This is a genomic window from Rufibacter sp. LB8 (genome assembly GCF_014876185.1).
Taxonomy (GTDB): Bacteria; Bacteroidota; Bacteroidia; order Cytophagales; family Hymenobacteraceae; genus Nibribacter.
In genome coordinates this window covers 2220133-2245318 of sequence record NZ_JADALJ010000001.1, presented here as the reverse complement: position 1 = coordinate 2245318, position 25186 = coordinate 2220133, and the positions used below count along the sequence as shown (strand labels likewise).

General features: G+C 51.7%; 16 protein-coding genes, 1 tRNA gene and 1 other annotated feature. Of the genes, 5 read left to right on the top strand and 12 right to left on the bottom strand.

Annotated elements, in window-relative coordinates; genetic code table 11:
* Positions 1 to 82: 82 nt before the first annotated feature.
* Positions 83 to 2026 (bottom strand): peptidylprolyl isomerase, encoded by a 1944-nt coding sequence (locus IMY23_RS09540; RefSeq protein ID WP_192821861.1) that lies wholly within the window; start codon positions 2024 to 2026, stop codon positions 83 to 85.
* A 209-nt stretch (positions 2027 to 2235) separates the two neighbouring features.
* On the opposite strand from IMY23_RS09540, the gene IMY23_RS09535 reads away from it, so the two are divergent.
* The gene (locus IMY23_RS09535) at positions 2236 to 3423 is read left to right on the top strand and encodes an MFS transporter (protein ID WP_192821860.1); all 1188 of its coding nucleotides are present in this window, start codon (positions 2236 to 2238) and stop codon (positions 3421 to 3423) included.
* Between the two features lie 576 nt (positions 3424 to 3999).
* Here the strand turns inward: IMY23_RS09535 and IMY23_RS09530 are convergent.
* Positions 4000 to 5853 (bottom strand): ABC transporter ATP-binding protein, encoded by a 1854-nt coding sequence (locus IMY23_RS09530; protein ID WP_192823736.1) that lies wholly within the window; start codon positions 5851 to 5853, stop codon positions 4000 to 4002.
* Positions 5854 to 6016: 163 nt separating this feature from the next.
* Positions 6017 to 6090: transfer RNA gene (locus tag IMY23_RS09525), tRNA-Ala, on the bottom strand.
* 738 nt (positions 6091 to 6828) lie between these two features.
* Between IMY23_RS09525 and IMY23_RS09520 the strand changes: the two genes are divergently transcribed.
* Together IMY23_RS09520 and IMY23_RS09515 are read left to right on the top strand one after the other, a co-directional pair.
* The gene (locus IMY23_RS09520) at positions 6829 to 9435 is read left to right on the top strand and encodes a TonB-dependent receptor domain-containing protein (protein WP_192821859.1); all 2607 of its coding nucleotides are present in this window, start codon (positions 6829 to 6831) and stop codon (positions 9433 to 9435) included.
* A gap of 12 nt (positions 9436 to 9447) precedes the next feature.
* Entirely contained in the window at positions 9448 to 10626 is a 1179-nt protein-coding gene (locus IMY23_RS09515; protein WP_192821858.1) for a hypothetical protein, read from the top strand.
* A 520-nt stretch (positions 10627 to 11146) separates the two neighbouring features.
* Here IMY23_RS09515 and IMY23_RS09510 read toward each other — a convergent pair.
* Both IMY23_RS09510 and IMY23_RS09505 read right to left on the bottom strand, forming a co-directional pair.
* A complete protein-coding gene (locus tag IMY23_RS09510) occupies positions 11147 to 11818 on the bottom strand; it encodes a C40 family peptidase (RefSeq protein WP_225986468.1) in 672 nt (223 codons plus the stop codon).
* A gap of 203 nt (positions 11819 to 12021) precedes the next feature.
* Complete coding sequence (locus IMY23_RS09505; protein ID WP_192821857.1) at positions 12022 to 12984, bottom strand: YheT family hydrolase; 963 nt, start codon at positions 12982 to 12984, stop codon at positions 12022 to 12024.
* Between the two features lie 205 nt (positions 12985 to 13189).
* Between IMY23_RS09505 and IMY23_RS09500 the strand changes: the two genes are divergently transcribed.
* A complete protein-coding gene (locus IMY23_RS09500) occupies positions 13190 to 13366 on the top strand; it encodes a hypothetical protein (RefSeq protein WP_192821856.1) in 177 nt (58 codons plus the stop codon).
* A 144-nt stretch (positions 13367 to 13510) separates the two neighbouring features.
* Positions 13511 to 13599 (bottom strand) — a sequence feature (Phe leader region).
* Here the strand turns inward: IMY23_RS09500 and IMY23_RS09495 are convergent.
* On the bottom strand, positions 13598 to 15994 hold the full coding sequence (locus IMY23_RS09495) for an endonuclease (protein WP_192821855.1): 2397 nt from the start codon (positions 15992 to 15994) through the stop codon (positions 13598 to 13600). Its footprint overlaps the feature before it by 2 nt.
* Before the next feature lie 938 nt (positions 15995 to 16932).
* Between IMY23_RS09495 and IMY23_RS09490 the strand changes: the two genes are divergently transcribed.
* Positions 16933 to 18891: a hypothetical protein gene (locus tag IMY23_RS09490; RefSeq protein WP_192821854.1), complete on the top strand. Its 1959-nt coding sequence runs from the start codon at positions 16933 to 16935 to the stop codon at positions 18889 to 18891.
* 224 nt (positions 18892 to 19115) lie between these two features.
* Here the strand turns inward: IMY23_RS09490 and phoU are convergent, their stop codons facing one another.
* The 6 genes from phoU to IMY23_RS09460 form a co-directional block, all read right to left on the bottom strand.
* The gene (phoU, locus tag IMY23_RS09485) at positions 19116 to 19829 is read right to left on the bottom strand and encodes a phosphate signaling complex protein PhoU (RefSeq protein ID WP_192821853.1); all 714 of its coding nucleotides are present in this window, start codon (positions 19827 to 19829) and stop codon (positions 19116 to 19118) included.
* A 102-nt stretch (positions 19830 to 19931) separates the two neighbouring features.
* Positions 19932 to 20684, bottom strand: coding sequence for a phosphate ABC transporter ATP-binding protein PstB (gene pstB, locus IMY23_RS09480; protein WP_192821852.1), 753 nt, complete (start codon positions 20682 to 20684; stop codon positions 19932 to 19934).
* 159 nt (positions 20685 to 20843) lie between these two features.
* Positions 20844 to 21728 carry a phosphate ABC transporter permease PstA gene (gene pstA / locus IMY23_RS09475; protein ID WP_192821851.1) on the bottom strand — a complete coding sequence of 295 codons (885 nt, stop codon included), beginning with the start codon at positions 21726 to 21728 and terminating at the stop codon, positions 20844 to 20846.
* 2 nt (positions 21729 to 21730) lie between these two features.
* Positions 21731 to 22936 carry a phosphate ABC transporter permease subunit PstC gene (gene pstC, locus IMY23_RS09470; protein WP_370589842.1) on the bottom strand — a complete coding sequence of 402 codons (1206 nt, stop codon included), beginning with the start codon at positions 22934 to 22936 and terminating at the stop codon, positions 21731 to 21733.
* A gap of 32 nt (positions 22937 to 22968) precedes the next feature.
* Complete coding sequence (locus IMY23_RS09465) at positions 22969 to 23868, bottom strand: phosphate ABC transporter substrate-binding protein (RefSeq protein ID WP_192821850.1); 900 nt, start codon at positions 23866 to 23868, stop codon at positions 22969 to 22971.
* Between the two features lie 23 nt (positions 23869 to 23891).
* The gene (locus tag IMY23_RS09460) at positions 23892 to 25160 is read right to left on the bottom strand and encodes a porin (protein WP_192821849.1); all 1269 of its coding nucleotides are present in this window, start codon (positions 25158 to 25160) and stop codon (positions 23892 to 23894) included.
* Between the last annotated feature and the right edge of the window lie 26 nt (positions 25161 to 25186).

Genomic DNA, 25186 nt, shown 5'->3' with positions numbered 1-25186 from the left:
GTTGGAATATTGATTCGGCACAAGATTTATTCTAGTTGACGATAAGAAAATCTTGCGTCTTGAATCTTGTGTTCCCAAAAATCTACTTCACCAAGGTCACCTTCTCAATGGTATCGCCAATGTTCAGTTTATGCACCACGTCCATGCCTTTGACCACGCGGGCAAAGATGGTGTATTTGCCGTCCAGGTGCGGGGTGGGCGAATGGGTGATGAACCACTGCACGCTCTCAGTGTCTTTGCCGGCGCTGGCCATGCCCACGTAGCCTTCCAGGAAGTTCAGATCAGCAAATTCTGACCGGATGGAATAGTCGCTGCTGCCCCAGCCGTCACCGCGCGGGTCGCCGCCCTGGGCCACAAAGTTGGGCACCACGCGGTGGAAGTTCTTGCCGTCATAAAACTTTTTCTGCACCAGCTCCACAAAATTGGCCACGCTGGCGGGAGCTTCCTCTACAAACAGCTCAAAAGTAATGTTGCCTTTAGACGTGCGCAGCTGCACCTGCTGGTTTTTGCGAAGGCTGTTGACCGTGGTCCAGTTGGTAGGGTGCGTGAACGGGGTTTTGGTGGCCGGGGCTGTGGTTTTCCCTTCCAGGAAGTCAATGCTGCGCTGCAACTCCTGGTACGTCTCCACATCACGCGGCAGCTGCAGTTTGTCGCGGGCCTGGGTTAAAAACGAACGGTCTGGGTAGGCGTCTTTCAAGCCCAGGCTCGGGTTTCTGATGGCGCCCGCGGCAATGCCCACCAACGCAATCTCGCCGCTCTGAATGGCTTTCTGGAAATACTGGTTAAACGCCGGAATATCGGCCCCGGGGAAATCTTTTTGCCCGCGCATGCTCACCAGTGCCTCTAAACCGGCGGTGCCAATGGCAGGGTGACTAGCCGAAAAAACCTGTTGCTGAATAAACGTATGCTGGCTCTGATCTTTGGCCAGGGCGGTGAGCAAGGCCGCTTTTTCATAGGCATTGCTGCTGGCCGTGAACCGCTTCTGAATTTCCTGCGATACACTGGCTTTCTGGCTGGCCGGCGTGGCGGCCAAGGCAGCCCCAAACAAGGTAGCCCGCACGCGCCAGTCAGGCTGTTTGTTGGCGGCTTCGGCTAATCTGTTGGCTTCTGTGGCGGGGGCTTTGGCAGTTAAATAGTCGGCGGCGCTCAATGCTACGTGCGGATGAGTATCTGCCAAGGCTGCCCAAGCAGCAGTTTTCACCTGCTCATATGGGAACGCGTTGAGTGGTCGAACGGCGTTCACGCGCACGCGGTAATCAGTATCGTTTTTAAGTGCAGCCATGGCCACGGCCGCCACTCTGGAAGTGTCGGTCATTTTGCCCAGCGCCAACACGGCGGCCATGCGCACGTTGGCGCTGGGGTCTTTCTGAACCACGGCAAAAATCTGCTCTTTAACCGAGCTGGCATCTAAACGCGGGGTTCTCCCTAAGAAATGCGCCGCGCCTAAGCGGGCTCCTTCTTCCGTGGATTTCAACAGTTCATTCGCTTTTTTGAGGGCGGGGCCGTAGTTCAGGCGGCGCTGTCCGGCGCGGTACAAAGCCCAGGCCTGGCCCACCTGCAACTGCGGTTGGGCCGTGCTGAACATGGCCAGCATGTCCAATCCGCGCTGCGAGGCGCATTTTCCCCAGGCTTCCAGTAGTTCGGCCCGCAACCCAGGGTCTGTGTTGCTGCCGTAGGCGGTGATCAAGGCTTGCTCGGCCTGGGGGCTATACGTCTGGCCCAAGGCGTAGGCGGCGGCTTTCTTCACGCCCAGGTCAGAGTCCTGCAGCAAGGCGCTGAGCTGCGGAATCACGGTGCTGTCCTGTACAGAGCCGAACGCCATGGCAGCCTCCTGCCGGTACATGGCTTCGGGGCGTTGCAGAAAGGGGAGGAGTTCCTGGGTTTTGCGTTCGTCTTGCAGGGTGTAGATGTTGCGCAGGGTGGCGTCTGAGAATTTATGGACGGTGCCGCCACTTTTCTGGCCGGGCTGACCACAGGCCGCAGCAAAGAGCAGCAGCGCGGTGGCGGTGCGAAGGGTTTTTTTCATAGGGAGCGTTAAAGGCAGGAAGATACAAAAAAATGCGCCGGCAAGGGCAGTTGGTTCTGCTGGAAGCTGGGTCATACGGGCGCCGTGCCGCTTACGCAGGGGCGGGCGCTTATGTTTTGGGGCTCATTTCTGAAAACGAGCACAAAAACAGAAACGGCGTTGTGGCCTAGCGGAATCTTTCTGACCTTTGCGCCTTCTTTTCTAATCGCATGGCAACAGCTTCCCAACGGGTCTATTCCTGGCATTTCTGGCTTATGTGCCTGAGCTCGTTTCTGTTTTTCGCCAGCTTTAATTTATTGATTCCGGAGTTGCCCGCCTATTTAACCCAACTGGGCGGCGCCGATTACAAAGGCCTGATTATTGGGCTGTTTGCGGTCACGGCCTGCCTTGCACGCCCGTTCAGCGGAAAATTGGCCGACACCTGGGGTCGTCTGCCGGTGATGTACGCGGGCGTGCTAGTCTGCGTGCTCTGTGGCTTGCTGTACCCGCTGTTCGCCACGGTGACGGGTTTTCTGGTTCTTCGGTTTCTGCACGGTTTTTCCACGGGGTTCACGCCCACGGGCAACAGCGCGTACATTGCAGACGTGGTGCCGCTGGAACGCCGCGGCGAAGCCATCGGGATTTTTGGTTTGGCCGGAAGTCTGGGCATGGCGGCGGGTCCGGCCCTGGGCGGTGAGATGGCGAAGTATTTTCCGGTGGAGATTCTCTTTTACACGTCTTCGGCGCTGGCCGCCATTTCTGTTTTGGTCTTGGCGGGCATGAAGGAAACCTTGCCCAATCCGCAGAAATTCTCCTGGAAACTGCTGCGCGTGCGCCGCCACGAACTCTTTGAACCCAACGTGTTGCCGCCGTTTATTGTTATGATCTTGACGGTATTCTGCTTTGGCGCCGTGCTCACCCTCACCCCAGATTTCAGCGAACATTTGAACATGGGCAATAAAGGGCTGTTCTTCACTTGTTTCACCGTTTCCTCGCTGGGCATCAGGTTTCTGGCAGGCCGCGCCTCCGACAAATACGGGCGCGTACAAATCCTGCGGGTGTCGTCTTTATTATTAGTGATTTCCATGGTGATTCTGGCCACGGCGCAGACTAAGTTTCAGTTCCTGGCTTCGGCGGTGTTGTTTGGGATTGGGTCCGGCATGAATTCGCCCACGCTCTACGCCTGGTGCATTGACCTGAGCCACCCCGAGAGCCGCGGCCGCGCCATGGCCACCATCTACATTGCCCTGGAACTGGGAATTGGCCTGGGTGCTTTCTTATCTGGTTGGTTATATGGGAACAATGCGGCTAGATTACCTCTGGCTTTCTGGACCGCGGGTGCGCTTTGCTTTGCGGCGTTTCTTTATCTGATGTTCGGGTCACATGCTAAATACAAGTCACAGGAAGAATTGGTGTGATTTCCGTTTTTGGGCTCATTTTCAGAAATGAAGCCTAAAACGGGATAGGAGAAAATCCCCCTCTCCCTTTGGGAGAGGGGAAGGGAGTAATTTTATGAGGAAGTAAACTTTGGCTTCTCCTGGCTTCTTCTGGCGCGAGTCTGGAGACTCTCGCCAGCGAATTTACAGGAAAGGCAAAACAATTCGCCCTCATCCTAACCTTCTCCCAGAGGGAGAAGGGACTGCGCTGTTGGTGGCGGGAAAGCTTTCGTTTTGGAGCTCAGTTTTTGAAATGAAGGCAAAAACGAGGAAAGGAAAATGCGCGCCTTTGTTCTCTTTCTATTTTTGATAATTCGTTCGCGATTGATTCTGTAGAGACGCAATACCTTGCGTCTCCCACGCATGCCAACGTTCCTGTTCCATAGCGCCAAGACGCAAGGTATTGCGTCTCTACAATCAGGCCTTGTCATTATCCCCAATCCCTTTAAAGGGGGACGAAATACGTGTCCTCCTTTGCTAAAACCCTCTGCAGAGCTTCGCTCGCTGCCTCAAACTCTCGTTTGGGCAATCCTCAAGGGGGGAGAATCCACTCCTTTCTTACATGTATCCCTTCGCTTGTAACCTAAACAGTTCTGCGTAGCGGACGCCTTTGGCAATCAAGTCTTCATGTGAGCCCATCTCCACGAATTGGCCGTTTTCAATGACCAGAATCCTGTCGGCCATGCGCACGGTGGAGAAGCGGTGGGAGATTAACACGGCGGTTTTGCCGCGGGTGAGTTCTGAGAAGCGTTGGAAGACTTCGTGCTCGGCGCGGGCGTCCAAGGCGGCGGTGGGTTCGTCCAGAATAAGCAGTTGCGCATCTCGCATGTAGGCCCGACCCAGCGCTATTTTCTGCCATTCGCCGCCAGACAAATCCACGCCTTTGTTGAACCGGCGGCCAATGATCTGGTCATAGCCATCGGGGAGTTTGGCCACCACGGTATCTGCCAGGCTTTGCTGCGCCGAGGACTCAATGCGGGGCCGGTTCTCTTTCTGGTCAATTCTGCCAATGGCGATGTTGGTGCCCGCGCTCATCTGAAACCGCACAAAATCCTGGAAAATCACACCAATCTCGCTGCGTAAATCGGCGGGGTCGTACTCACGCAGGTCAATGCCGTCCAGCAGAATTCGGCCTTCTGTGGGGTCATAGAGGCGGGAGAGAAGCTTGACCAACGTGGTTTTGCCGGCTCCGTTTTCGCCCACCAAGGCCAGTTTTTCGCCGGCGTGCAGCGTAAAGTTGAGGTTCCGGATGGCCCATTTTTCAGCGTTGCGGTACTTGAAACCCACGTTCTCAAACGTGAATCCGTGCCGGATGGGCTTGGGAAATGGAGGGGCCGAGGCCTTGCGCTTGATGCGTGGCTGCAACTCAAAGAAATCGAAGAAATCCTGGAGGTAGAGCGCGCCTTCGGCCACACTGGTGAACCGGTTGAGCACAGCTTCTAATAATCCGCGAAGGCGCATAAAAGAACCGGCCAAAAAAGTGAGCTGCCCTAGGGAAACCTGGCCTTGCACGGTCTGCATCACCAAATACCCGTACGCGCCATAATAACCGGCACTGCCCAGCGCCGCGAACACGGTTCCCCAGCCGGCCCGTTTGACCACCAGCTTTTTGTTATCAAGGTAAAATTGCGTGGAAAGTTCTCTAAACCGGTTGGTCAAGAAATCTGACAGCCCGAAGATCTTGACTTCTTTGGCCGTGTCATCGCTGGCGCCCACCTGGCGCAGGTAATCCAGTTCACGGCGTTCAGGCGTCCAGCCATGCACCAGAGAATAGCTGCGTTCGTTGAAATGTGATTCGCCCAGAAATGCGGGCAGCACGGCCACCAGCAAAAGCATTAAAAGCCAGGGGTAGAAAGAAATCAAGCCCACGGCCAGAATGACCATGGTGAGCATATCCTGCATCTGACCCAAGACCTGGCTCATCAAGATGGTTCGGCTCAAAGTCTGCCGACGGGCACGTTCCAGCTTGTCATAAAACGCCGAGTCCTCAAACTGATCCAGGTCCAGATCGGCGGCGTGCTCCATTAACCTGATGGACGATTGGTTCGCGAAGAGATCACCCAAAAGCCCGTCTAGCAACGCAATGCCTCGGTTCAAAATGTCAGAAACCACGGCCAGCCCAAATTCTATGGCCACCAAGGTTAGCAATTGGGTGAGGTCTTTGTCTGCAGCATTGGTGAGGCGCACCACTTCGTCAATGATCAACTGCCCCACATACAGCATGCCCAGCGGCACCGTGGCGCGCAGAAGCCGCAGCACCACGTTAGCCATGGCCATTTTGGGGTTGGTCTGCCAGACCAGTTTTAGAAAAGGCGGAAGGTGCTTGAGCGCGCTCACCCGCTGCTGCACAGACAGCGGCGGCTTGCCCTGTACTGGGGGCTTCTTCCCGAATATATTAGACCAAAATGCCATGGCGGTAAAGGTAGACAAAGGTTCTTAAACGGGGATAGGGACTTACTAGGTTGTGGGATGGTGAGGCAGATGGCGTTTTAGGCCTCATTTTCAGAAATGAGGCCTAAAACGAAAGCAGGTAGAAATAAAAAAAAGCCTACTCGTGTGAGTAGGCTTTTTAACGTGGAGAATATCGGAGTCGAACCGATGACCTCTTGCATGCCATGCAAGCGCTCTAGCCAGCTGAGCTAATCCCCCGTTTGGATGATGATGCAAAAGTAAGACGGTTTTTAATAACTGCCAAATTTTACAAAGCCATTCTGTTAAATATTTCTCTATTGTGTTGTAAGCGCTTGTCTTCCATGGCAAAAGAATTTCATGAGCCCATAGCCGCCTACGGTCTTTCTGCTCCCATGGTAAAATTCGTAGTGGGGCAAATTCTAATAGAAGCCATGAACCGGCAGATAAAAAATTTCGGCTCTTATAAAAGCTTGTTTAAATTTTGATTTTGCAAGCGAAAATTGGGAGCGAAAGGTTCTGGCGAAGCGTTTTTCTTGCAGCATAGCAGCGCTATGGTGCGAGAAAATGGCAAAGTCAGGTTCTTTTGATGCCAGTTTGTAGCGTGAAAGACAATTTTAAACATGCTCTAATATAGCGTCATAAAGGGCAAGGGGGAGAGGCTGCGGAATGGAGAAGATTGTGAGGCGTATCTTCTTGTAAAAATTTTAGGGGAATCAAGAAAGGGAAGGGAACTGCAGGCCTGTTGGCGGTGGTTTGAAAACTCACAAAAAACAAGGAGTTGCCTGATAAATTTGACAAGGAAGTGGGAAGTTGTAAGAGAGTTTAGCGACAGAGAAACAGCGCAGTAGCCCCCATATCTTAAAGCAAGACAGGACCAGAGCAAGATTTAACTGTTTAATAATGTCAAATTGGGAGAGGCGCTAAAAAATATGTGAAATGGTTGTTACCTTTGTGTCAAAGAACAACCAACCAAATATGAAAAACTCTTTACAACGGAAACTATTCTCAATAGTTGCCTTAATGCTTCTTGTTGCGTCCTCGGCCTTCGCGCAGCGGACTATTAGAGGAAAAGTGATTGATGCGGTTACCCAAGAGTCTTTGCCAGGGGCTTCGGTGTCTGTGAAAGGGACCACTGACGGCACCACAACAGAGGTTGACGGGTCGTTCACCCTGAAAACCAACGCAGAGAACGTAACCTTGGTGGTAAACTACCTGGGTTATGGACAATTGGAGTTTCCGGTGTCTGGTTCTAACGCAGGTACCCTGCGCTTACGGGCTTCAGAAAACAACATCAATGAAGTAGTGGTGACTGGTAACAGCTTCGCTATTGAGCGGGAAACCCCGGTGGCCATGTCAACCATCACCAGTGAGGTGATTGTGGAGAAAGCCAGCCAGCAGGAATTCCCTGAGTTGTTGAAGTCTACGCCCGGTGTATATGCCACCAGAGGCTCAGGCGGTGGTTTTGGAGACTCCAGAATCAACATGCGTGGTTTCCAGAGTGCCAACATTGCGGTATTGATCAACGGAATTCCGGTGAATGACATGGAAAGCGGCCGCGTTTTCTGGTCTAACTGGGCCGGTTTGACCGACGTGACCAAATTCATGCAGACCCAAAGAGGATTGGGAGCTTCTAAAGTGGCAGTGCCTTCTATTGGTGGTACCATCAACATCCAAACCAGAACCACAGATGCCAAGCAAGGCGGGTTTATCTCTCAGTCTTTCGGTAACAACAACTATAACAAAACCGCTTTCTCGCTTTCTTCTGGGTTGTCAGAAAAAGGCTGGGCATTCTCTATTGCCGGCTCTAAAAACACCGGTGACGGTTGGTTTGAAGGATTAGCCTACGAGGCGTACACGTATTTCTTCAACGTGTCTAAAGTGATCAATGAGAAACACACGCTTTCTTTGACTGGTTTTGGCGCGCCACAGTACCACGGCTCAAGATTTGAGAGAAGAGGCATTCAATATTACAAAGATGCTCCACAGGGCATCAGATTTAACCCTAACTGGGGTGTGTTGAACGGCGAGAACCAAACCATTAGCGGTAACTTCTACCATAAACCACAGGTTTCTTTGAACCACTACTGGACCATCAATGAGACTTCTTCTTTGTCAACGGCGGTGTATGGTTCTTTGGGCCAGGGTGGTAATGAATTCCCGAACAATGCTAACTTATTTTTAGGCACTAGAACCGCTGGTGAGTATTCTCCCGTAGATATTGACAAACTGGTTGACATGAACGTGGCTTCTACAGACGGAAACGCCGTGGCATATTTACAGTCAAACAGAAATGACCACATATGGACGGGTGTGTTGAGCACCTATCAGAAATCATTGACTGAAAACTTTGACTTATTGGCTGGGGTGGATTTGCGTTACTACAGAGGTATTCACTACAACTCAGTACGTAACTTGTTAGGCGCTGAGTATGTGCTGGACCGTTATACTGGTGGCCGTGGTGATATCAACAACCCAAATAACATTGCCAGAACCGGTGACAAAATTCAATTTGACTGGGATGGTATTGTGAACTGGGGCGGTGGCTTCCTGCAAGGGGAGTATAAAGTAGGTCCTTTGGCCGCGTTTGTGTCCTTGGCCGCTTCTAACACGTCTTATCAGCGTTTAGACCGTTTCAGATATGCTTCTAATGACCCAGCCCGTAAGAGCGAGAAAGTAAACTTCTTCGGGTTCCAGACTAAAGGTGGTGCCAACTATAACCTGACAGAGAACCACAACGTGTTCGCCAACGTGGGTTATTTTGAGAAAGCGCCTTTCTTCACCACCGTATTCCCAGGTCGTGATTTGTCAAGAAACCAGAACGTTCCTAACGCAGACGCAGAGAATGAGAAAATCTTGAGCTACGAGTTAGGCTACGGTTTCAGGACCGCTAATTTCACGGCCAACGTGAACTTGTACCGCACCACCTGGAAAGACAGAACACTCTCTAGAAATCTTACTGGCCAGGACGGGAACCCTTTGTTTGTTAATTTGTTAGGAGTAGACGCCCTGCACCAAGGATTGGAGATTGATTTCAGATATGAGCCTATCAGAAGAGTAACCCTAACCGGTATGCTGTCAGTAGGTGACTGGACCTGGACCAATGACATTAGTGAAGTAGTGGTGGAAGCTTCTCAATTAAGCAGCAACAGACCAGAAGTGATTGGACCATTCAACATTGCCGGCCTTAAAGTGGGAGACGCTCCGCAGACCACAGCTGCTTTGGGCTTGAACATTAACGTGATTGATGACTTGAAAATTGGAGCAGACTATAACTACTATGCCAACTTCAGCTCAGACTTTAACCCAACCAGCTTACCAGTGAACAGAGACCCGTACACCTGGAAAGTACCAAACTACTCTTTGTTGGATTTGAACGCGGTGTTCAGATTTAAATTTGCAGGCATGAACGCTTCTTTGATTGGCAACGTGAACAACGTGTTAGACACTGAGTACATCTCAGACGCGCTGGCCAACTTTGTAGCTCCTGGTGAGAACCGTCCTGCGGTAAGCAACGCCACTAACTCCTCTGTGTATTTTGGCGCCGGCAGAACCTGGACAACTACTTTAAGAATTAACTTTTAAGTCTCTAGTAAGATGAAAAAATTATTTTATTTAATCTGTTCCGTATTGGTGACGGCTTCGGCCTGTGAGCCCCTGGAAGATGTATATGATGAAGTGGAGGCTGCGGGTACCACGCCCAGACGGGAGATGGAGATTACGTTCACTGTTCCCAACTATGAGTCTTTGAGAGGTAAAACAGGGGTGCCGGCATATGTGGGCACCAGCTATTACTTCGCGTCTGAGAAAGAGGCCGGTGATTTGATTCCGTTGTACCTGAACGCTACCTTCGGCCATTTGAGAGATGGTGACGTGGTGGACGTAACCTACAACACAGCGTCTCCTTCAACGGTAACTGAGCGTGTAGCTTTCACCTTGGCTACCCAGGAAGATTACAACATGGGCGGCGTGACCAACAACAGAATGCAGTTTGAAAGCATGGGGCAGATTGAGACCTTCCTCAACGCTAAGTTTGGCGCTCCTGTTGAAGGCAGGCTGGCTACACTTACCTATACTTGGTTCAACACCAACGTAGGTGATGGTAGCGGCGGGGTAGTAACCAGAACCATGACGGTTCCTTTCTACTACACCGGCGGAAAATGGTATAATACCTACGCCATGACCCCAGCTGATTACGCAGCCGTTGACCGTAGCCGGAACAATGCGTTTGCTTCAGGGGATGAGGGAACGTTGGTTCCTGCGGCTTTCAACCAGATTTTCAAGCGTAACATTGTTGGCGCCAAAGTAGGCGACATTCAATATGGTAGCTTCCTGGTAAGGTTAAGTGCCTCTTCTACCTTAATGCAAGTGATTCCGTTGTTCTATGATGGAAACAACTGGCAGCGCACCACCCCAGCCACGCTTTCCTTCGTGAAAAAGCAAGGCGTGTGGGTAGCTAACCCAGTGACCAGATACACCTTGAAAGATGCTGATTATGAGTGGATTGGCAACAATGAAACCTTGACAGCCTCTAAAGGCAAAAGAGACAACCTGAAACAGTTCAAGAACTTCTACCAGCGTTTCACAGACAACGTGAACTACTGGAAACAAGATGAATTGGTAGAGGCCCTGGCTGCCTTGGTACAGGACCGTTTCCCTACGGCCACTGAAGGTCAGAGATTCCAGGTGACCTATATGCTGCACACCGGTCCTACCGGCCCGGCCAGCGTTATCTTGGTGAAAGAAAATGGCAAGTTTGTAGTCCCTGCCAACTAGTACTCTTCACCTGTAAAAGGAAGCCCCGCTTGGCACTTGCCAGGCGGGGCTTCCTTTTTTATATCATCTCCAATCAAGGATATGTAATTCTGCCATCTTCTGTTTTGGGGCTCATTTCCAGAAATGAGCCCCAAAACAGAAGACTTTTTATGTGAAGGAAAACCAACCGATAAACCCTTTGGTTAATCTGAAAGCGTAGGAAGCAAATAGCCATCCTGCCTCTGGGCCGCAGCATCTTTCTTTTAAGCGTGGTTTTCAATTGATTTTACCTTAAGTGACTGCCCATACCAAATAGACTTGGGCGGCACATACCGCAGCTAAAGCAAGAAGAAGTTGAAGGAATAGACAGACCACCCGGCAGTTTTGGCAACCAGTAGTTTCTGTTTTTGGCTTCGTTTTCAGAAATGAGCCCGAAAACGGAAAGGAAGATTCTGGAAGAATAACCATCAATCCACCCTTACCAAACACCAATGGAGGTAATGGTTGAAAGGATGTTCTGAGTTACAGGAAGCGGGAAGTTCTAGATGTTCGGTCTTACCGCTTTTACGAAGATTTTCTGGTAATAAGGGGCGTAGAGGTTGTCTTCGGTTACGCCCAAGGAGGTGGAGGAATGGATGAAATAGACTTCATTGGCGCCTTTTACTTCGGTGACCATGCCCACATGCGTGATGTTGTTCACGTTTCTGGACGAGCTGAAGAAGACCAGGTCGCCGGCTTTCAGGTCACGGGTAGAGACAGATGGGCCGAATTGGCTCTGTTCCCCGGAGGTGCGCGGCAAGGTGACGTTAATAGCCTGGAACGAGGTGCACAACAAACCAGAACAGTCCATGCCAATGCGGGTGGTGCCCCCAAACTTGTAAGGCGTGCCGCGGTAAGAACGGGCCGTGGAAATCACTTTCTGAATGTTTTTGTCAGCGCTTCCCAAATGAATGGAAGACACGCGCTTGCGCCGGTCCTTACTTGGCTTGGCGGCCATTTTCTTTTTCTCAGTGGGCGTGAGCAGCCCAGATTTACGGGCCAGTCTGCGCTGCTGGCGCTCGGTGCGCTTGAGTTCGGCAATTTCCTGGGCAGACTTGTATTGGTCGCCGGGCTTGCTGAACGTGGCATATGAGGATTTACCGCAGGAACTCACCAGAAAGACAAGGCCCAGCAGCAAAAGAGAAAAATGGTAAAAAGCGCGGTGCACAGCCATAACGCAAGGTTGGGGTAGGTCTGGATGATAAATATACTTCTTTCCGCTTTCAGATGAAATGAAAAAAGCCTGAATCTGGAATCTGCCCTAGCCCCAGAAGTGGCTGGTGACTTAGTTGCCAAGCTCCTTACCCTGCGCAGACAGACAGTAATTCTTGAACGCGGCCTTGCCAGGCTTAGTATTCCGTAGGCAGTCCAAAAAGATTAGAAGGCTTGGCTTAAAAATTCCACCGCCCGGCGTTCTGAGTAATAGTGGCCCTTCGCGAAATTCTCTGCAAACCCCACATGGCCGCCCGTGGCAGGCATCTCCAGGTAGAAATGTGGGTTTTGCCGGGCCTGCTCCACCGGAAAACACTCCGGTGACAGAAAGGGATCATTCAGGGCGTTGACCATGAGCGTGGGAATCTCAATCTGGTGCAGGCGCTGAACAGAACTGCAGCTTTCATAATAGTCATCGGCGCTTTTGAAGCCATGCAGCGGGGCGGTGTAGCGCTCGTCAAACTGCTCAAAAGTCTTTATGCGGTCATACTGCGTCAGGTCCAGTTCAAACCGCTGGGCTTTCTCAGAGAGTTTTAGGTGTAGGCTTTTCAGGAAGCGTTTCATGTAGACCCGGTTCTGGGGCTTGGCCAACTGCAGGCAGGAACCTTTCAAATGGCAGGGCACAGAAAACACCGCGGCCCGCTGCACCTGCTCGGGGAGTTGACCATTGCCCTGCGCCAGGTAATTAAGCGTGAGGTTGCCGCCCATGCTGAAACCTACCAGAAAAATGCGGGCATACGGCTTGGTAGCCAACGCATGGCGCACCACCAAATCCAAATCCTCAATGGCGCCCATGTGGTAAGACCGAAGCAAGTGGTTGGGTTCGCCGCTGCAACTCCTGAAATTCCAGGCCAGGGCATCCCAGCCAGCGGAGTTGAGCGCCCGCACCATGCCTTTTATGTACGGCCTATGGGAATCGCCCTCCAGGCCATGAGACAGTACCACCAATGTGTCTGACCCCACTTTGGACCAGTCCAGATCCAGGAAATCATGGTCTGGGGTGGTGAGGCGCTCCCGCGTGTAGGAAATCACCGGCGCGCGGCGGGCCATGCTTGGCAGAATGGTTTGCAAATGCCCATTGAACAGGTAATACGGCGAAGAAAAGGCAGGCGTGGGAAGTAGCGGCATGGCAAAGGCTGGAACTACCGCAAATTTACGCTTTAATGGCAAGGCCGTCAAACGCATAAGGTGGAAAGGCATAGCTAGCTGACGCAGAGGTTCATCGGGAGTTTGGGAGCATTCATCGGTTAGGCCACGGGTTAAGTCTAAAAGTGAAAAGGTCTGTTTTAAAAGGGGGTACCTTTGCATCAGTTCAGAACAAACACATGTGCGTATGCTGTATTCAAAGGTTGAGGTGAAGAATGAAAGTTGCCTTGTGGCAAAGGCCCAGGAAGAGACCGTTGACCAAGAGGAGAAGTTTGAACACGCAGACCAAATGGTGCTGTCGGCGCAGGCCCGCTTAGCCGCGTTGAAAGAAAAATACCGCCAGAAACTAGAGTTGGAGTTCTAAGCTTCCTTTTCCTCTGCATTGGTTTAAAAACCCGCTCTGTCTATATAAAAAACCGCCGATGACCCTTCGGCGGTTTTTGCTTTTACAAGGTTTGCTACTTCGGTTTGGCTGGCATCAAGAATGATTTCCGTAGAGTATGACATAAAAAAAGAGGCCGCCCAGCTGGGTGGCCTCTTTCCGTTTTCGGGCTCATTTCTGAAAATGAGCCCGAAAACGGGAGTTAGAAGAATATTATTGCACTACAATGCGGCGTACCAAGGTTCCTTTGTCAGTTCTCAGGTGCAGGATGTAAATGCCTTTGGCGGCATTCTGCAGGTTGAACGTGACAGGTTGGTTAGCCGAAGCAGGTTTCTTAGCAGTGATCTGTTGACCTACCGCATTGAATACCGCCGCTTCCAGCAACCGCAGGCCAGCTGGGGCTTGCACCGTGAAGGTGCCCGTGGTTGGGTTAGGGTACACCACAAACTGCTCATCTATTTCCTTGGGCAAGCCAGTCACAGTAGAAGTACCATACAAGGTCACGTCATCAATGTTTAGGACTTCATTGGGTGCGTTAGCAGACAATACCAGTTTCAATTGAACAGAGGTAGTGCCAGCCGGGACTCTAATAATCATTCGGGAAGGCGCAGCGTCACCAGAAATGTCTCCAGGCGTGCTAATCGTTTTGGTGACAGGGGTTCCTGCGGTTGTTTCCACAACGCCTGTTCCGTTCATGCCATAGCGTACGTTCAACTCAGAAGAGGTGATTTTAAGGTCTGGAGTGTTAGAGAATTCACTGCCGTTCAACGTAACATAGGCCTCAATAAAATCACCGGCATCCATACCATTGCCCGAAGTGACAGATATTGAGCTGTTGAAAATCTCTACGGTTAAGTCTTTGAAGTCAGTGGTGTTGATAGGTGCGAAAATCAGCTGACCTAAAGTAGGCACGCCAGTGGTGGTAGGAATGTGTTGGAAAGATTTGGCTCCACTCTTTATTCTTTGACCATTGGGTGTGCCCGTGTTATCTGTGGAACTGCTGAAGCCCGTTAAAACCTCCCAGCCATCTTCAGAACCGTTCTCAAAATCCTGTCTGGCTACTACACCTTCAGGCAGAACGCCACCGGCTACGGTAGTTGCCACTTGCAAAGGCACCGAAGCCGTGCTGTAGCGCCAGCCGTTAGAGCAGGCTTCCAGGGCTACCACATAATACGTAGTGTTAGATCTCAAACCAGTGATGGAGGCTTGTAACCCAGTGCCGCTGTATACCACACGTGACCCGTCTGACAACATAGGCGCAGAGGCATAGTTGGCATTGGCGGTGGCGGTGTAAGAGGTGCCAGTAGTAGGCAAAGCTGTTGGGGCGCTTCCTTCTTTCACCAAAAGCAGGCGGCTGTCGCCGTTACCCGCCGTGAACGTGGCCATAAAACCAGAAGAACCAATCTCAGAAGAAGTAAGGTTGGTCACGGTCTGGTTTGGCGCGTTGAAGCAGTTGTAATCTGGCAAAGTCACTTGGGCAGCCGGCACGTTGGTGGTGTTGAAGGCATTGTCTGTGCTGCAGTACTCAAACACCTGTACATGGTAGGTCCGCGCCGCAATCAGGCCGGTCACGGTTACGTTGGTGGCGGTGCCACTGTACACAATCTTGTTGTCGTTGGCCTGGGCGGTAGCCTGGGAGAAATCTGCGTTGATGCCGGTGGTATAAGCACCACTTGGGCTGAAGTTAGCCGCTGCGCCTTCTTTCACCACTACCAACCGTCTGTTGCCGCTGCCGTTGGTCCAGTTAACGGTAAAGGTAGTCTGCGTGGCACCGGAGATGGTTACCTGAGACGCCTGGGTGGCAGGAGAACAGGCCGTCGTTGGTGTGAAGCCCCAGGCATTGGCCACCAACTCCGGATAATCAATGTAGGGGTTACGGTTCCCCTGCGAACGTTGCACACGGTTGTTGCGCTCAATTTCGCGGGCATCTACGGGATCTTGTAAGTGCCACTGGTACAGGGTCTGCAGGTTGGCCACCGCGCTGATAGTGCCTTTACCTGGGTCAAAGGTTTGGCCGTCATGCATGGTGTAGAAATAGAAAATGGCGCGGGCCAGGTTGCCTTTGTGCACTTCGCGGGGCTCAAACTCAGAGTTGGTGTCCTCGCTGTAATCATCAATATTACTGGTAGGAATGGAGGTCTGGGCGTTATTAAGGCCGATGATCCATTTCTGGGTCTGGGCATCTGGGATTTCCGCGAAAGGGTCTGAGCCACGGTCACTGTTCCACTGGTTTACAGTAGGGAACAGGTGGTGAATGTCTGAGCGCATGCGTTCCGCCTCATTAAACCAAGACTGCGGCACGGTGTGCTCAGAGTTAATGTTGGCGATGGACGTGGACGTGCTGGTCTCACTGTAGCTAAACGGCTGCTGGTAGCCAGAATACACGCAGGTTACTTTGCCGTTGTCATTGTCAATGTAGTTGTACATTTTGCCGCGGGCGGTGCTGTAGCTGAGCACCTGGCGTTTGCCGTCATACCAGTTCTGTCTGAGCCAGGTACGTAACTCTGTGCCACTCAGGTTGGCAGGAGGAGCCGTTTGGGCAAATGTTGCCGTCAGGCCGCCCCAACCTAGAAGCAGGAAGGTAAACAGGGACCGTAAATTCTTGTTCATAAAAAAGCGTTGGATTTGAATTACAAAGGTACGAAGCCCAACTGGCTTATGGTAGGAATTTGCTGACCCTGACAGAATTATCCAGACATTTTACAATTATTTAATAAGTATTCGGTCAATTGTAGGCTTATGTAAAGCAGCCTGTCAGCCCTTCGGTTTTAAGAAAAGTGCTTTTTCCGTTTTCGGGCTCATTTCCGGAAATGAGCCCGAAAACGGAGGAAGTGCCGCAAGAAATCAAATGAATTTCAACTGCAGGACATTGAAAACTGACAAAGCACCCAGTGGTTAAAGGCCGAAACTGCTTTTGCCATATGATGCGCGTCACGCAAGTGTCGGCTAGTTATTCGGGCCTTCGGTCTTAACATAAAGGCTATTCCAGGCGCTTGGCTGTAGTTTTTCTGGAAGGGAAGACGAGTGGTGATGATTTTACAGAATTGAAATTAAGCGTTTATGTTTCTGGCCATCAGCAATGACAGGATCCTATTACGAGCTTGTTTAGTATAGAAGAATGGGTGAGTAGAAAAGCAGCCCTTGTTGGTATTATCACCAACAAGGGTGACGGCACATAATTATCCGTTACTAAACAGGTTCACTTTTTATAATTGGTTCCTGAATTCTTGCCGCTGCTACCAGCAGGTGTTCAGATAATTACCTAATTATAGGTATTGCGGCCCTACCTATCTCTTGCTATTTTTGACTGCCAAAACTTATCATTTCAAGACTGTTTCAATTCATATCTGCTACATAAGACAGCCCAAGTAAACATGAGCCTTTTATAAGTTGGTTCTAGGAAACTCTAGAGTGCTGGGTTTTTGAGGCGCTCCGAAAAAAGGTAAAAGACATCTCCATCTCTTGGGTTGTCTACTTGATTTTTACAACAGAGCCAATGGCAGCAGGGCCACTGTGGTTGAACAGCAATGAATTCTATTTACATCATAATGAAAAACAACATTACCCTTAAAAGCCTGTTGCTCCTTTTCTGCGGGCTGTTCGCGTTTGTTTCCTGTGAGGAATCTGAGGAGGAACCTACCGGCAAAGTCACCTTCGTCATTAACCCCCCAGAAGAGATAACTGCCACCAGCGCTGTTTTCTCCGGAGAGGTCACCGCTGAAGGCAATTACGAAGTAGAAGGCAAAGGCATGGTCTGGAGCATAAATCCTAAACCAACTTTAGCCGATGATAGCTATGCCTTTGGCTCAGGGCCCGGGGAAATCATGATCACTGCCCATGATTTGTCATCTTCCACCACCTATTATGTGCGGGTCTATTCCGTGGATGCTGACAATGAGGTGACCTACAGCCAACAGGAAACATTCACCACGTTGGCGCCACCCTCTAATGCTTTTGATATTATCACCAACCCGGCCACTGCTGTCACCGCTTCATCGGCTACCGTGAGTGCTTCTATTGTAGGAACGAGTACGGTGATAGGCAGGGGAATCTGCTGGAGCAAGGATGTGACGGTGCCTACGGTTAATCATTTCGTGTCCACCAACGGCTCGGGGCCTGGGGTTTTCTCTGCGTCGCTGACCGGTCTGACCGCCAATGCGGTGTATTATGCCCGGGCATATGCAGTTACTAGCGTAGGAACCGTGTACGGCAACACCATCAGTTTCACGGCTTCCAGCAACAGCACGCCTACCATTTCTGTAACCACAGACCCGGCGCAGTCTGTCACCACCAATTCTGCCATTGTGGGCGGCGTAGTGACTGGATCAGCTATGGTAACGGCGCGCGGCATCTGTTACAACACAGCTCCTAACCCCACCACCAGCAACAGCAAGACTACGCTGGGCAGTGGCACCGGGTCTTTCAACAGCAATCTTACGGGATTAACAGCCGGAACCCTGTATTATGCGCGGGCCTACGCCACCACTAGTGCGGGCACCACGTACGGGAACTCAGTTTCCTTTACCACCGTCTCCGCTGCTACGCCCTTGGCCATTTCCACGGCACCAGTGACAGGAATCACCACCACAGCGGCGGCCTCTGGCGGGACTATCACGGGAACTGGAACAGTGACTGCCCGGGGCGTTTGCTGGAGCACGTCTGCCAACCCAACCACCAGCAACTCAAAAACCAGCAACGGGACCGGAACGGGATCTTTCGCCAGCGCCATCTCTGGGTTAGAAGCCGGGAAAACCTATTACGTACGGGCCTACGCCATCACCAGCGCGGGCATCACCCTGTACGGCAGCAGCGTGTCCTTTGCTACCCCCGCCGGCACGGTCACCGTGGTCACCAATGACATGAGCTTCTTCCAAACCAATTCATCGGCGAGTATTAAACTAACCGGAACCGCTGAGCTGCAGTCTGCGGGAGTCTGTTGGAGCAAGTCGCCCAACCCCACCATCAATAATTCCAAAACCCAGGTGCCAAATTTCAGGGGGAACAACTTTACTTACAATGGCATTTTGGTGCCCTCGCTGGAAAGCTGCACCAAGTACTATTTGCGCGCTTACGCCATTACGACTGCGGGCGTGGTAACGTATGGCAATGAAATCAACTTCAAGAGCCCGGCACCTATTTTAGGCGACTGCAGCCCGTTGAACGGCGTTTGGGAAAGAAGCGGCGGGGCGTTTGTCTTGAGCGGTAGCGTGAACGGTTTTAAATTCACCTCCTTTGCCACCAGCACAGATAAGCTGAGTTGGTACAATGCCTTTAGCAAAGGCTTGGTGGGTCTAGGCGGCTATTACATCTCCAACCTGGTGCCTCAGTCCAGCAACACCTGGAAGTGCTCCAGCCTTTGGTTGAACGGTACCACTACCGGCGGGGTGACCGAAGTGAAATACGGAACCGGTACTTTAACCATGAGCGCAGATGAAAAATCGTTCACGGTAGTTTCAACCAGTCCTTTCTCCGGAACCACGTCTTCGGCTACTTTCACAAAGAGATAAAAGTACACATTGATAGCATAAAAAAAGCCCGCTCTGTTGAGAGCGGGCTTTTTTTATGTTTTTAGAGCATGTTTAAAATTGTCTTTCGCGCTGCAAACTGGTATCAAAAGAACCTGTCTTTGCCTTTTTTTCTCACCATAGCGCTGCTATGCTGCTCAAAAAACGCTTCGCCAGAACCTTTCGCTCCCAATTTTCGCTTGCAAAATCAAATTTTAAACAAGCTCTTAGGTGTCCTGCAACGGCGAGCCGGAGCCGCCTTTCTTCTTTTTCTTTTTGGCTTTCTCTTTGTGCTTCACCACTTTGGCGTCTACATAGAAGATGATTTCCTCAGCTATGTTGGTGATTTGGTCGCCAATGCGTTCCAGTTTTCTGATGATGCCAGATACTTTCAGGGCCTGATTGATGGCGTCTGGGTTCTGCCGAATGTATTTGATGATGACTTTGTCGGTCTTTGCGTGGATCTTGTTGAGCAGCTTGTCTTGCTTGATGATCTGGCGGGCCAGCTCAGTGTCTTCTTCATGAAAGGCGCGCTGCACATCGGCCAGCATGGCTTCGGCGGCGTTGTACATCTCCACCACGCGCGTGACCTCCAGCAAAGCGGGGGCAATGGGGCCTTTGGCTTCCTTCACCAGTTGGGCCACGCCTTCGGCAGAATCTCCAATGCGTTCAATGTTGGCGTTGATTTTCAAGATGGCCATAAGCCAGCGCAGGTCCACGGCCACCGGGTTGTACAGCGCAAAGATGTTCTCGCACATGCGGTCTATCTTTATGTCATAGGCGTTCACCTTGCGGCCGGCCTTGAGAATCTTCTTGGTCAGGTCCTCTTCCTGCTGGTGTAAAAGCGCGTCTTTGCCGGCCAGTACCTGGAATTCTACCAGCGCCCACATTTCCTGCACTTTCACTTTAATGGCCAGCAACTCTTTGTCTAAATAATTCATGTTTCCCGCTGTTCTGTGGTACTAACGTACTTATTTTAAGCCGATTTTTTTCTGTTTTTGGCTTCGTTTTCAGAAATGAGCCCTAAAACGGAATTCTAATACTCAACCAAACCTACCCGTGATGTAATTCTGGGTGCGGGTGTCTTTGGGGTTGGTGAAAATGGTCTTGGTCTTCCCGAACTCCACCAACTCGCCCAGGTAGAAAAACGCCGTGAAATCGCTCACTCGGCCGGCCTGCTGCATGTTGTGCGTCACAATCACAATGGTGTATTGCTCCTTGAGTTCATGAATGAGTTCTTCGGTTTTGGCCGTGGAAATAGGGTCCAGCGCCGAGGTGGGTTCGTCCATGAGCAGCACGGTGGGTTCAATGGCCAGCGCGCGCGCAATGCAGAGGCGCTGCTGCTGCCCGCCGGAGAGTTCAAAGGCCGATTTCTTGAGCTTGTCTTTTACTTCGTCCCAGAGGGCGGCCTGTTTCAGGGAACGCTCTACGCGCTCCTCCACGAAGGTTTTGTCATTGTTGCCGTTCACGCGCAGGCCATAGGCCACGTTCTCAAAGATGGACTTGGGGAACGGGTTGGGCTTCTGGAACACCATGCCCACGTGCTTGCGCAGGTCATCTACCTGAATGTTGCTTTTGTAAATGTCCACGCCGTCAATGAGAATGTCGCCGGTGATTTTTACGCCGTCAATGAGGTCGTTCATGCGGTTGAAGCAGCGCAGGTACGTGGACTTTCCGCAGCCCGAGGGGCCGATGAAGGCCGTGACGTGGTTCTTTTTCATGTCCATGGAAATTCCCTTGAGCGCATGGAAATCGCCGTAATATAAATGGACGTCTTTGGTTTCTACGCTGTTCATATGGTTGTAAAAAAGGCGTTTCCGCCAGCTTTCCTGTTTTTGGCCCCGTTTCTGGGAATGAGCCCCAAAACGGCTTTCCTTTTCTTTTTAATGCTCCGGATGGTTTCCACCGAATTCCTGTTTTTGGCTTCGTTTCCAGAAATGAGCCCGAAAACGGCCTTAATTCATTTTCACTTTCTTACCGAAGTAACGGCGCAGCCAGTTGGCTAGCAAATTCACTAACAGTACAATCATAATCAGCACGAAGGCGGTGCCGTAGGCCATGGTGCGCGAGGCTTCAATGTTGGTACCGCTGGTGGAGATCACGTACAAGTGGTAGGGCAGGGCCATGACCTGGTCAAAGATGCTGCCGGGCAGTTTGGGTAAAAAATAGGCCGCCACCGTGAACAGAATGGGCGCCGTCTCCCCGGACACGCGGCCAATGCTCAGGATCAGACCCGTGATGATGTTGGGGAAGGCCATGGGCAACACCACGCGGCTGGTGGTCTGCCATTTGGTGGCGCCCAGCGCCAGAGACCCAATCCTAAAGGAGTTGTCAATGGCTTTCAGGGCTTCCTCCGTGGTTCTGATCACTACCGGCAAGGCCAGGAGCCCCAGCGTGAGCGAGCCCGCCAGAATAGAATCGCCAAACCCGAACTGGTTCACAAACAGGGCCATGCCAAACAAACCGAACACAATAGACGGAATGCCCGCCAGGTTGTTGGTCATGAGCTTGATGAACCGCTTGAACCAGCTGTCTTTGGCGTATTCGTTGATGTAAATACCCGACATGATGCCAATGGGAAACGCAAAAATCATGCTGCCCAGCACTAAGCACAGCGTGCCCACAATGGCCGGGAAAATGCCGCCCTCGGTCATGCCCTCTTTGGGCGATTCTGTGAGGAATTCCCAGCTGATCACCGAAATGCCCTGCACCATGATAAAGCCCAGAATGATGAGTAAAATGGCCACCACCGAGAAACTCAGCAGCCGGAAAACCAGAAACGCCGCGCCCTGCCTGAACGCCTTGCTTTTGTTGTTGGAAGTTTTTTCGCCGAACGCCATACTTATCTATTCGCTTTCTTTTTGGCAGACACAAAATCTACGGTGAGGTTAATGGCAAGCGTCATGAGGAACAAGATGCAACCCAGCGCAAACAGAGACTGGTAATGGATGCCGCCCTGGGGCGCCTCGCCTAATTCTGCCGCAATGGTGGCCGGAATGGTGCGCACCGGCTCCAGAAACGTGCTCGGGATCACCGCGGCATTACCCGTCACCATCAAGACCGCCATGGTCTCGCCAATAGCCCGACCAATACCCAAGATGGCCGCCGTGGAAATACCCGAGATGGAATACGGAATGATGACTTTGTAAATGGTCTGCCACTTGTTGGCGCCCAGGGCCAGGCTGGCTTCCTTCATGGCGCGAGGCGTGGTGCGCATGGCATCTTCAGACACCGAGATGATGGTAGGCAAGGCCATGATGCCCAAGACAATGCTACCCGCCAACGCCGTCTCGCCCACCGGCAAACCAAACACACTTTGAATCATGGGCACAATCACCACCAACCCGAAGAACCCATATACCACTGACGGAATACCCGCCAGCAACTCAATCACCGGTTTTAGAATTCCTCTGATTTTGGGGTTGGCAATCTCAGCCAGGTAAATAGCCGTGGCTAAACCCAGCGGCAAGGCAATGATTATGGCGCCCAAACTCACCCAAAGCGTTCCCAGAATGAGCGACAACACGCCCATCTGCACGGCCGGCTGAATAGTTGGATACCACTCTTTGCCGCCCAAGAAGCTGCCCAGGTTGATTTTCTCCAAGGCCAGTTTCTTGCCCGTGAAGTCCTTGGCCAGGTATTCATCTGGAAAGAAAGCCAGAATGTGCGGGTCTTTGGCCACTACTTCGTTCAGGCGCTGGGGCAGGTGTTCAAAGTTAGCCCCAATCTGTTCCTCAGAATAATAGTCTGTGATGTCATCTACCTGAAACAGTTTGATGGGCGCGTCTGGCCCGCCCACATCTTTCCAGTTGGTGATGTTCTGGTCAAAGATTTCCTTCACCTGGTTGGCAGACAGCTCCGTGACCGGGTTCTGGCGGTTCACGGCCAGAACAGATTCCTCGGCCACGGGCGTGTGGCTGAAAATGCCCAACCCTTCTTTGAACAGGTAGAACACAATCAGGAGCACCGTGAGGCTGGTCACCGTCCCGCTGATGGTAATCAACCCTTCAATCAATTTTTCGCCCAGGTGGTGGAGTCGCCGTTTCACAGGTAATTGGTAAGGTTAAGCAGAGGTAAAACTTATTTGCTCAAAGGGATGTAACCGGTTTCCTGCACGGTTTTCTGGCCTTCGTCAGACAACACGTAGTCAATGAATGGCTTCACTTTGCTTTCTGACGTGGCGTTGTAGAAGAAGAAAAGCGGGCGGGAGATTGGGTAAGTTTTGTCTTTGGCAGATTCCATGCTGGGGGCCACAAAGGTTTTGCCCTGGTCATAAGACACTTTCAAAGATTTCACCTGGTTAGACTCGTAGGCCAAGCCAATGTAGCCAATAGCGCCCGTGGTCTGGCTCACCGACTGCACAATGGAACCGGTGGCGGGCATCATGAGAATGTTGTTGGCATAGTTCTTCTTGTCCAGCACGTGCTCTTTGAAGAATTCATAGGTACCGGAGCTGGTCTCACGGGAATAGGCCACAATTTTCTCGTCATTGCCGCCCACTTCTTTCCAGTTGGTCACTTTGCCGGTGAAAATGCTCTCCAGTTGCTCGCGGGTGAGTTGGCTTACGTTGTTTTTGGGGTGCACAATGATGGAAAGCGCGTCATAGGCGATCAAGGTTTCGCGGGTGTCTATCTTGGCGCCTTTCAGTTTCAGTTTCTCCTCGGTTTTCAGGCCGCGCGATGCCATGGCAATGTCAGTGGTGCCTTCCTGCAGGGCAGACAGGCCTACGCCCGTTCCGCCGCCCACTACCGTAAGCGAGGCACCGGAATTCTTGGCCATGTACCTCTCGGCTTGCTGCTGGGCTAAAGGCAACACCGTGTCGCTGCCCTTGATGGTGACAGAAGACGTGGCATTGGCAGAAGATTTGTCATTCTCTACGTTCTCTTTTTTGCCGCTTTCGCCGCAGGCGCCCAACAGTAAAGTAACTACCAATAAGCTGCTCACCTGGGTCTTGATGGAGTTGAATGCTTTGTTTTTCATGGTTTTATGGAAATTCTTTTATGTTAGAAGTTGAATTGGGCCTGCAAGCGCAGAAATTGCCCATGCTGGCGGTTGTCTTTGGCTTTGCCGTCTGAAGTGGTGCGGTCAGAAATGGTGTATTGCGCCGCGAATTCAAAATTCTGGATGGGTTGCCATTCTACGCCAATTTCGGTTTCATACACCTTGCTGTAGCGGGCATCGGTTTCGGTTTTCTTGCCGCCGTCATAATACTGGGCTTTCACAAACGGAATGAAATCATGCTCCCCAATGCTGAACGCGTACATGGCCTGCGCATAGCCGCCCTTCAATGATTTGGTCTGAATGGTGCCGCTGGCTGTGTCAAACTCGGGCCCTTTGCCCACGTTGTACTCGGCCACAAACCCGAACGGCTGCGGGTACACCATAATACTGGCTGCCACGCGCTGGTCCCTGAAATCGCCGCCCGTTACGGCATCACTGCTCAATTGGTCTTTGGTCACGGCGTATAAACCAGTGTAGGCCTGTATGCCGGGCTCAATGATCTGGCCGTTTTTAAACGCGAAGGGGTAGGAGAGGCGAGCCACCACGTGCTGGTTGTTGTTGGCCTCCGGGCGGTTCACGGTTTGGCCGTTGTAAACACCCAGCCCGAACACGCCGTAGTCGCCGGAGCCTTTCATGCGGCTGTTAGCCAGCTCATTGAATCTTTTTCTGATATGGGCTGGCGCCCAGTAAAACATTACCCCTAAATCACGCTCGTTGGGCAGGGCGCTGTTCAAGGCATCGGCGCGGTCTTGGGTGAGGCGGTTAGAGCTGGACTGCATGTTCTCAAACCCGAAGGGAATCTTGCTCTGGCCCACGCGCAGCCGGTATTCTTTTTTCTTGTCAAGCGAAAGGTCAAAATACGCGTCTCTTAGCTGCGCGAAATGAATGGAAGACCCCCCCGAAGGTGTGGAAGCCAAATCTACTTGTATATAGGCCTGCACACGCTCATGCACATCTCCGCTGAACACCAGACGGGCGCGTCTGATCAAGAAACCGCCTTTGTCGCCCACAGATTTGTCATAGTCGGTTTTTAGGTTGGGGTTGGTTTCCAGCAGGCGGTTGTATCTGAACTGCACGTAGCCGCGCAAGGATATTTTCTCATACCAAGGGGCTTTGGCCGGTTCAGCGTTGCTGGCCGTTTCCGCCACCGAGTCCTGGGCCACTGTCTGTGCCTGCGCGTTCGCCAAAGGGGAGATCAAGAGAATAGTTGCCAGGGCGCTTGCTTTTACAAAGGAAGAACAGGCCGCTACTTTGTTTATGGGTGAGAACATAAGCAAATGGTTAGCTGAAGGTTAAG

What these genes read in the sequence shown, in the direction of transcription:
- IMY23_RS09540 (WP_192821861.1), bottom strand. Translation starts at nt 2,026, where the DNA reads ATGAAAAAAACCCTTCGCACCGCCACCGCGCTGCTGCTCTTTGCTGCG.
- IMY23_RS09535 (WP_192821860.1), top strand. Translation starts at nt 2,236, where the DNA reads ATGGCAACAGCTTCCCAACGGGTCTATTCCTGGCATTTCTGGCTTATG.
- IMY23_RS09530 (WP_192823736.1), bottom strand. Translation starts at nt 5,853, where the DNA reads ATGGCATTTTGGTCTAATATATTCGGGAAGAAGCCCCCAGTACAGGGC.
- IMY23_RS09520 (WP_192821859.1), top strand. Translation starts at nt 6,829, where the DNA reads ATGAAAAACTCTTTACAACGGAAACTATTCTCAATAGTTGCCTTAATG.
- IMY23_RS09515 (WP_192821858.1), top strand. Translation starts at nt 9,448, where the DNA reads ATGAAAAAATTATTTTATTTAATCTGTTCCGTATTGGTGACGGCTTCG.
- IMY23_RS09510 (WP_225986468.1), bottom strand. Translation starts at nt 11,818, where the DNA reads ATGGCTGTGCACCGCGCTTTTTACCATTTTTCTCTTTTGCTGCTGGGC.
- IMY23_RS09505 (WP_192821857.1), bottom strand. Translation starts at nt 12,984, where the DNA reads ATGCCGCTACTTCCCACGCCTGCCTTTTCTTCGCCGTATTACCTGTTC.
- IMY23_RS09500 (WP_192821856.1), top strand. Translation starts at nt 13,190, where the DNA reads ATGCTGTATTCAAAGGTTGAGGTGAAGAATGAAAGTTGCCTTGTGGCA.
- IMY23_RS09495 (WP_192821855.1), bottom strand. Translation starts at nt 15,994, where the DNA reads ATGAACAAGAATTTACGGTCCCTGTTTACCTTCCTGCTTCTAGGTTGG.
- IMY23_RS09490 (WP_192821854.1), top strand. Translation starts at nt 16,933, where the DNA reads ATGAAAAACAACATTACCCTTAAAAGCCTGTTGCTCCTTTTCTGCGGG.
- phoU (WP_192821853.1), bottom strand. Translation starts at nt 19,829, where the DNA reads ATGAATTATTTAGACAAAGAGTTGCTGGCCATTAAAGTGAAAGTGCAG.
- pstB (WP_192821852.1), bottom strand. Translation starts at nt 20,684, where the DNA reads ATGAACAGCGTAGAAACCAAAGACGTCCATTTATATTACGGCGATTTC.
- pstA (WP_192821851.1), bottom strand. Translation starts at nt 21,728, where the DNA reads ATGGCGTTCGGCGAAAAAACTTCCAACAACAAAAGCAAGGCGTTCAGG.
- IMY23_RS09465 (WP_192821850.1), bottom strand. Translation starts at nt 23,868, where the DNA reads ATGAAAAACAAAGCATTCAACTCCATCAAGACCCAGGTGAGCAGCTTA.
- IMY23_RS09460 (WP_192821849.1), bottom strand. Translation starts at nt 25,160, where the DNA reads ATGTTCTCACCCATAAACAAAGTAGCGGCCTGTTCTTCCTTTGTAAAA.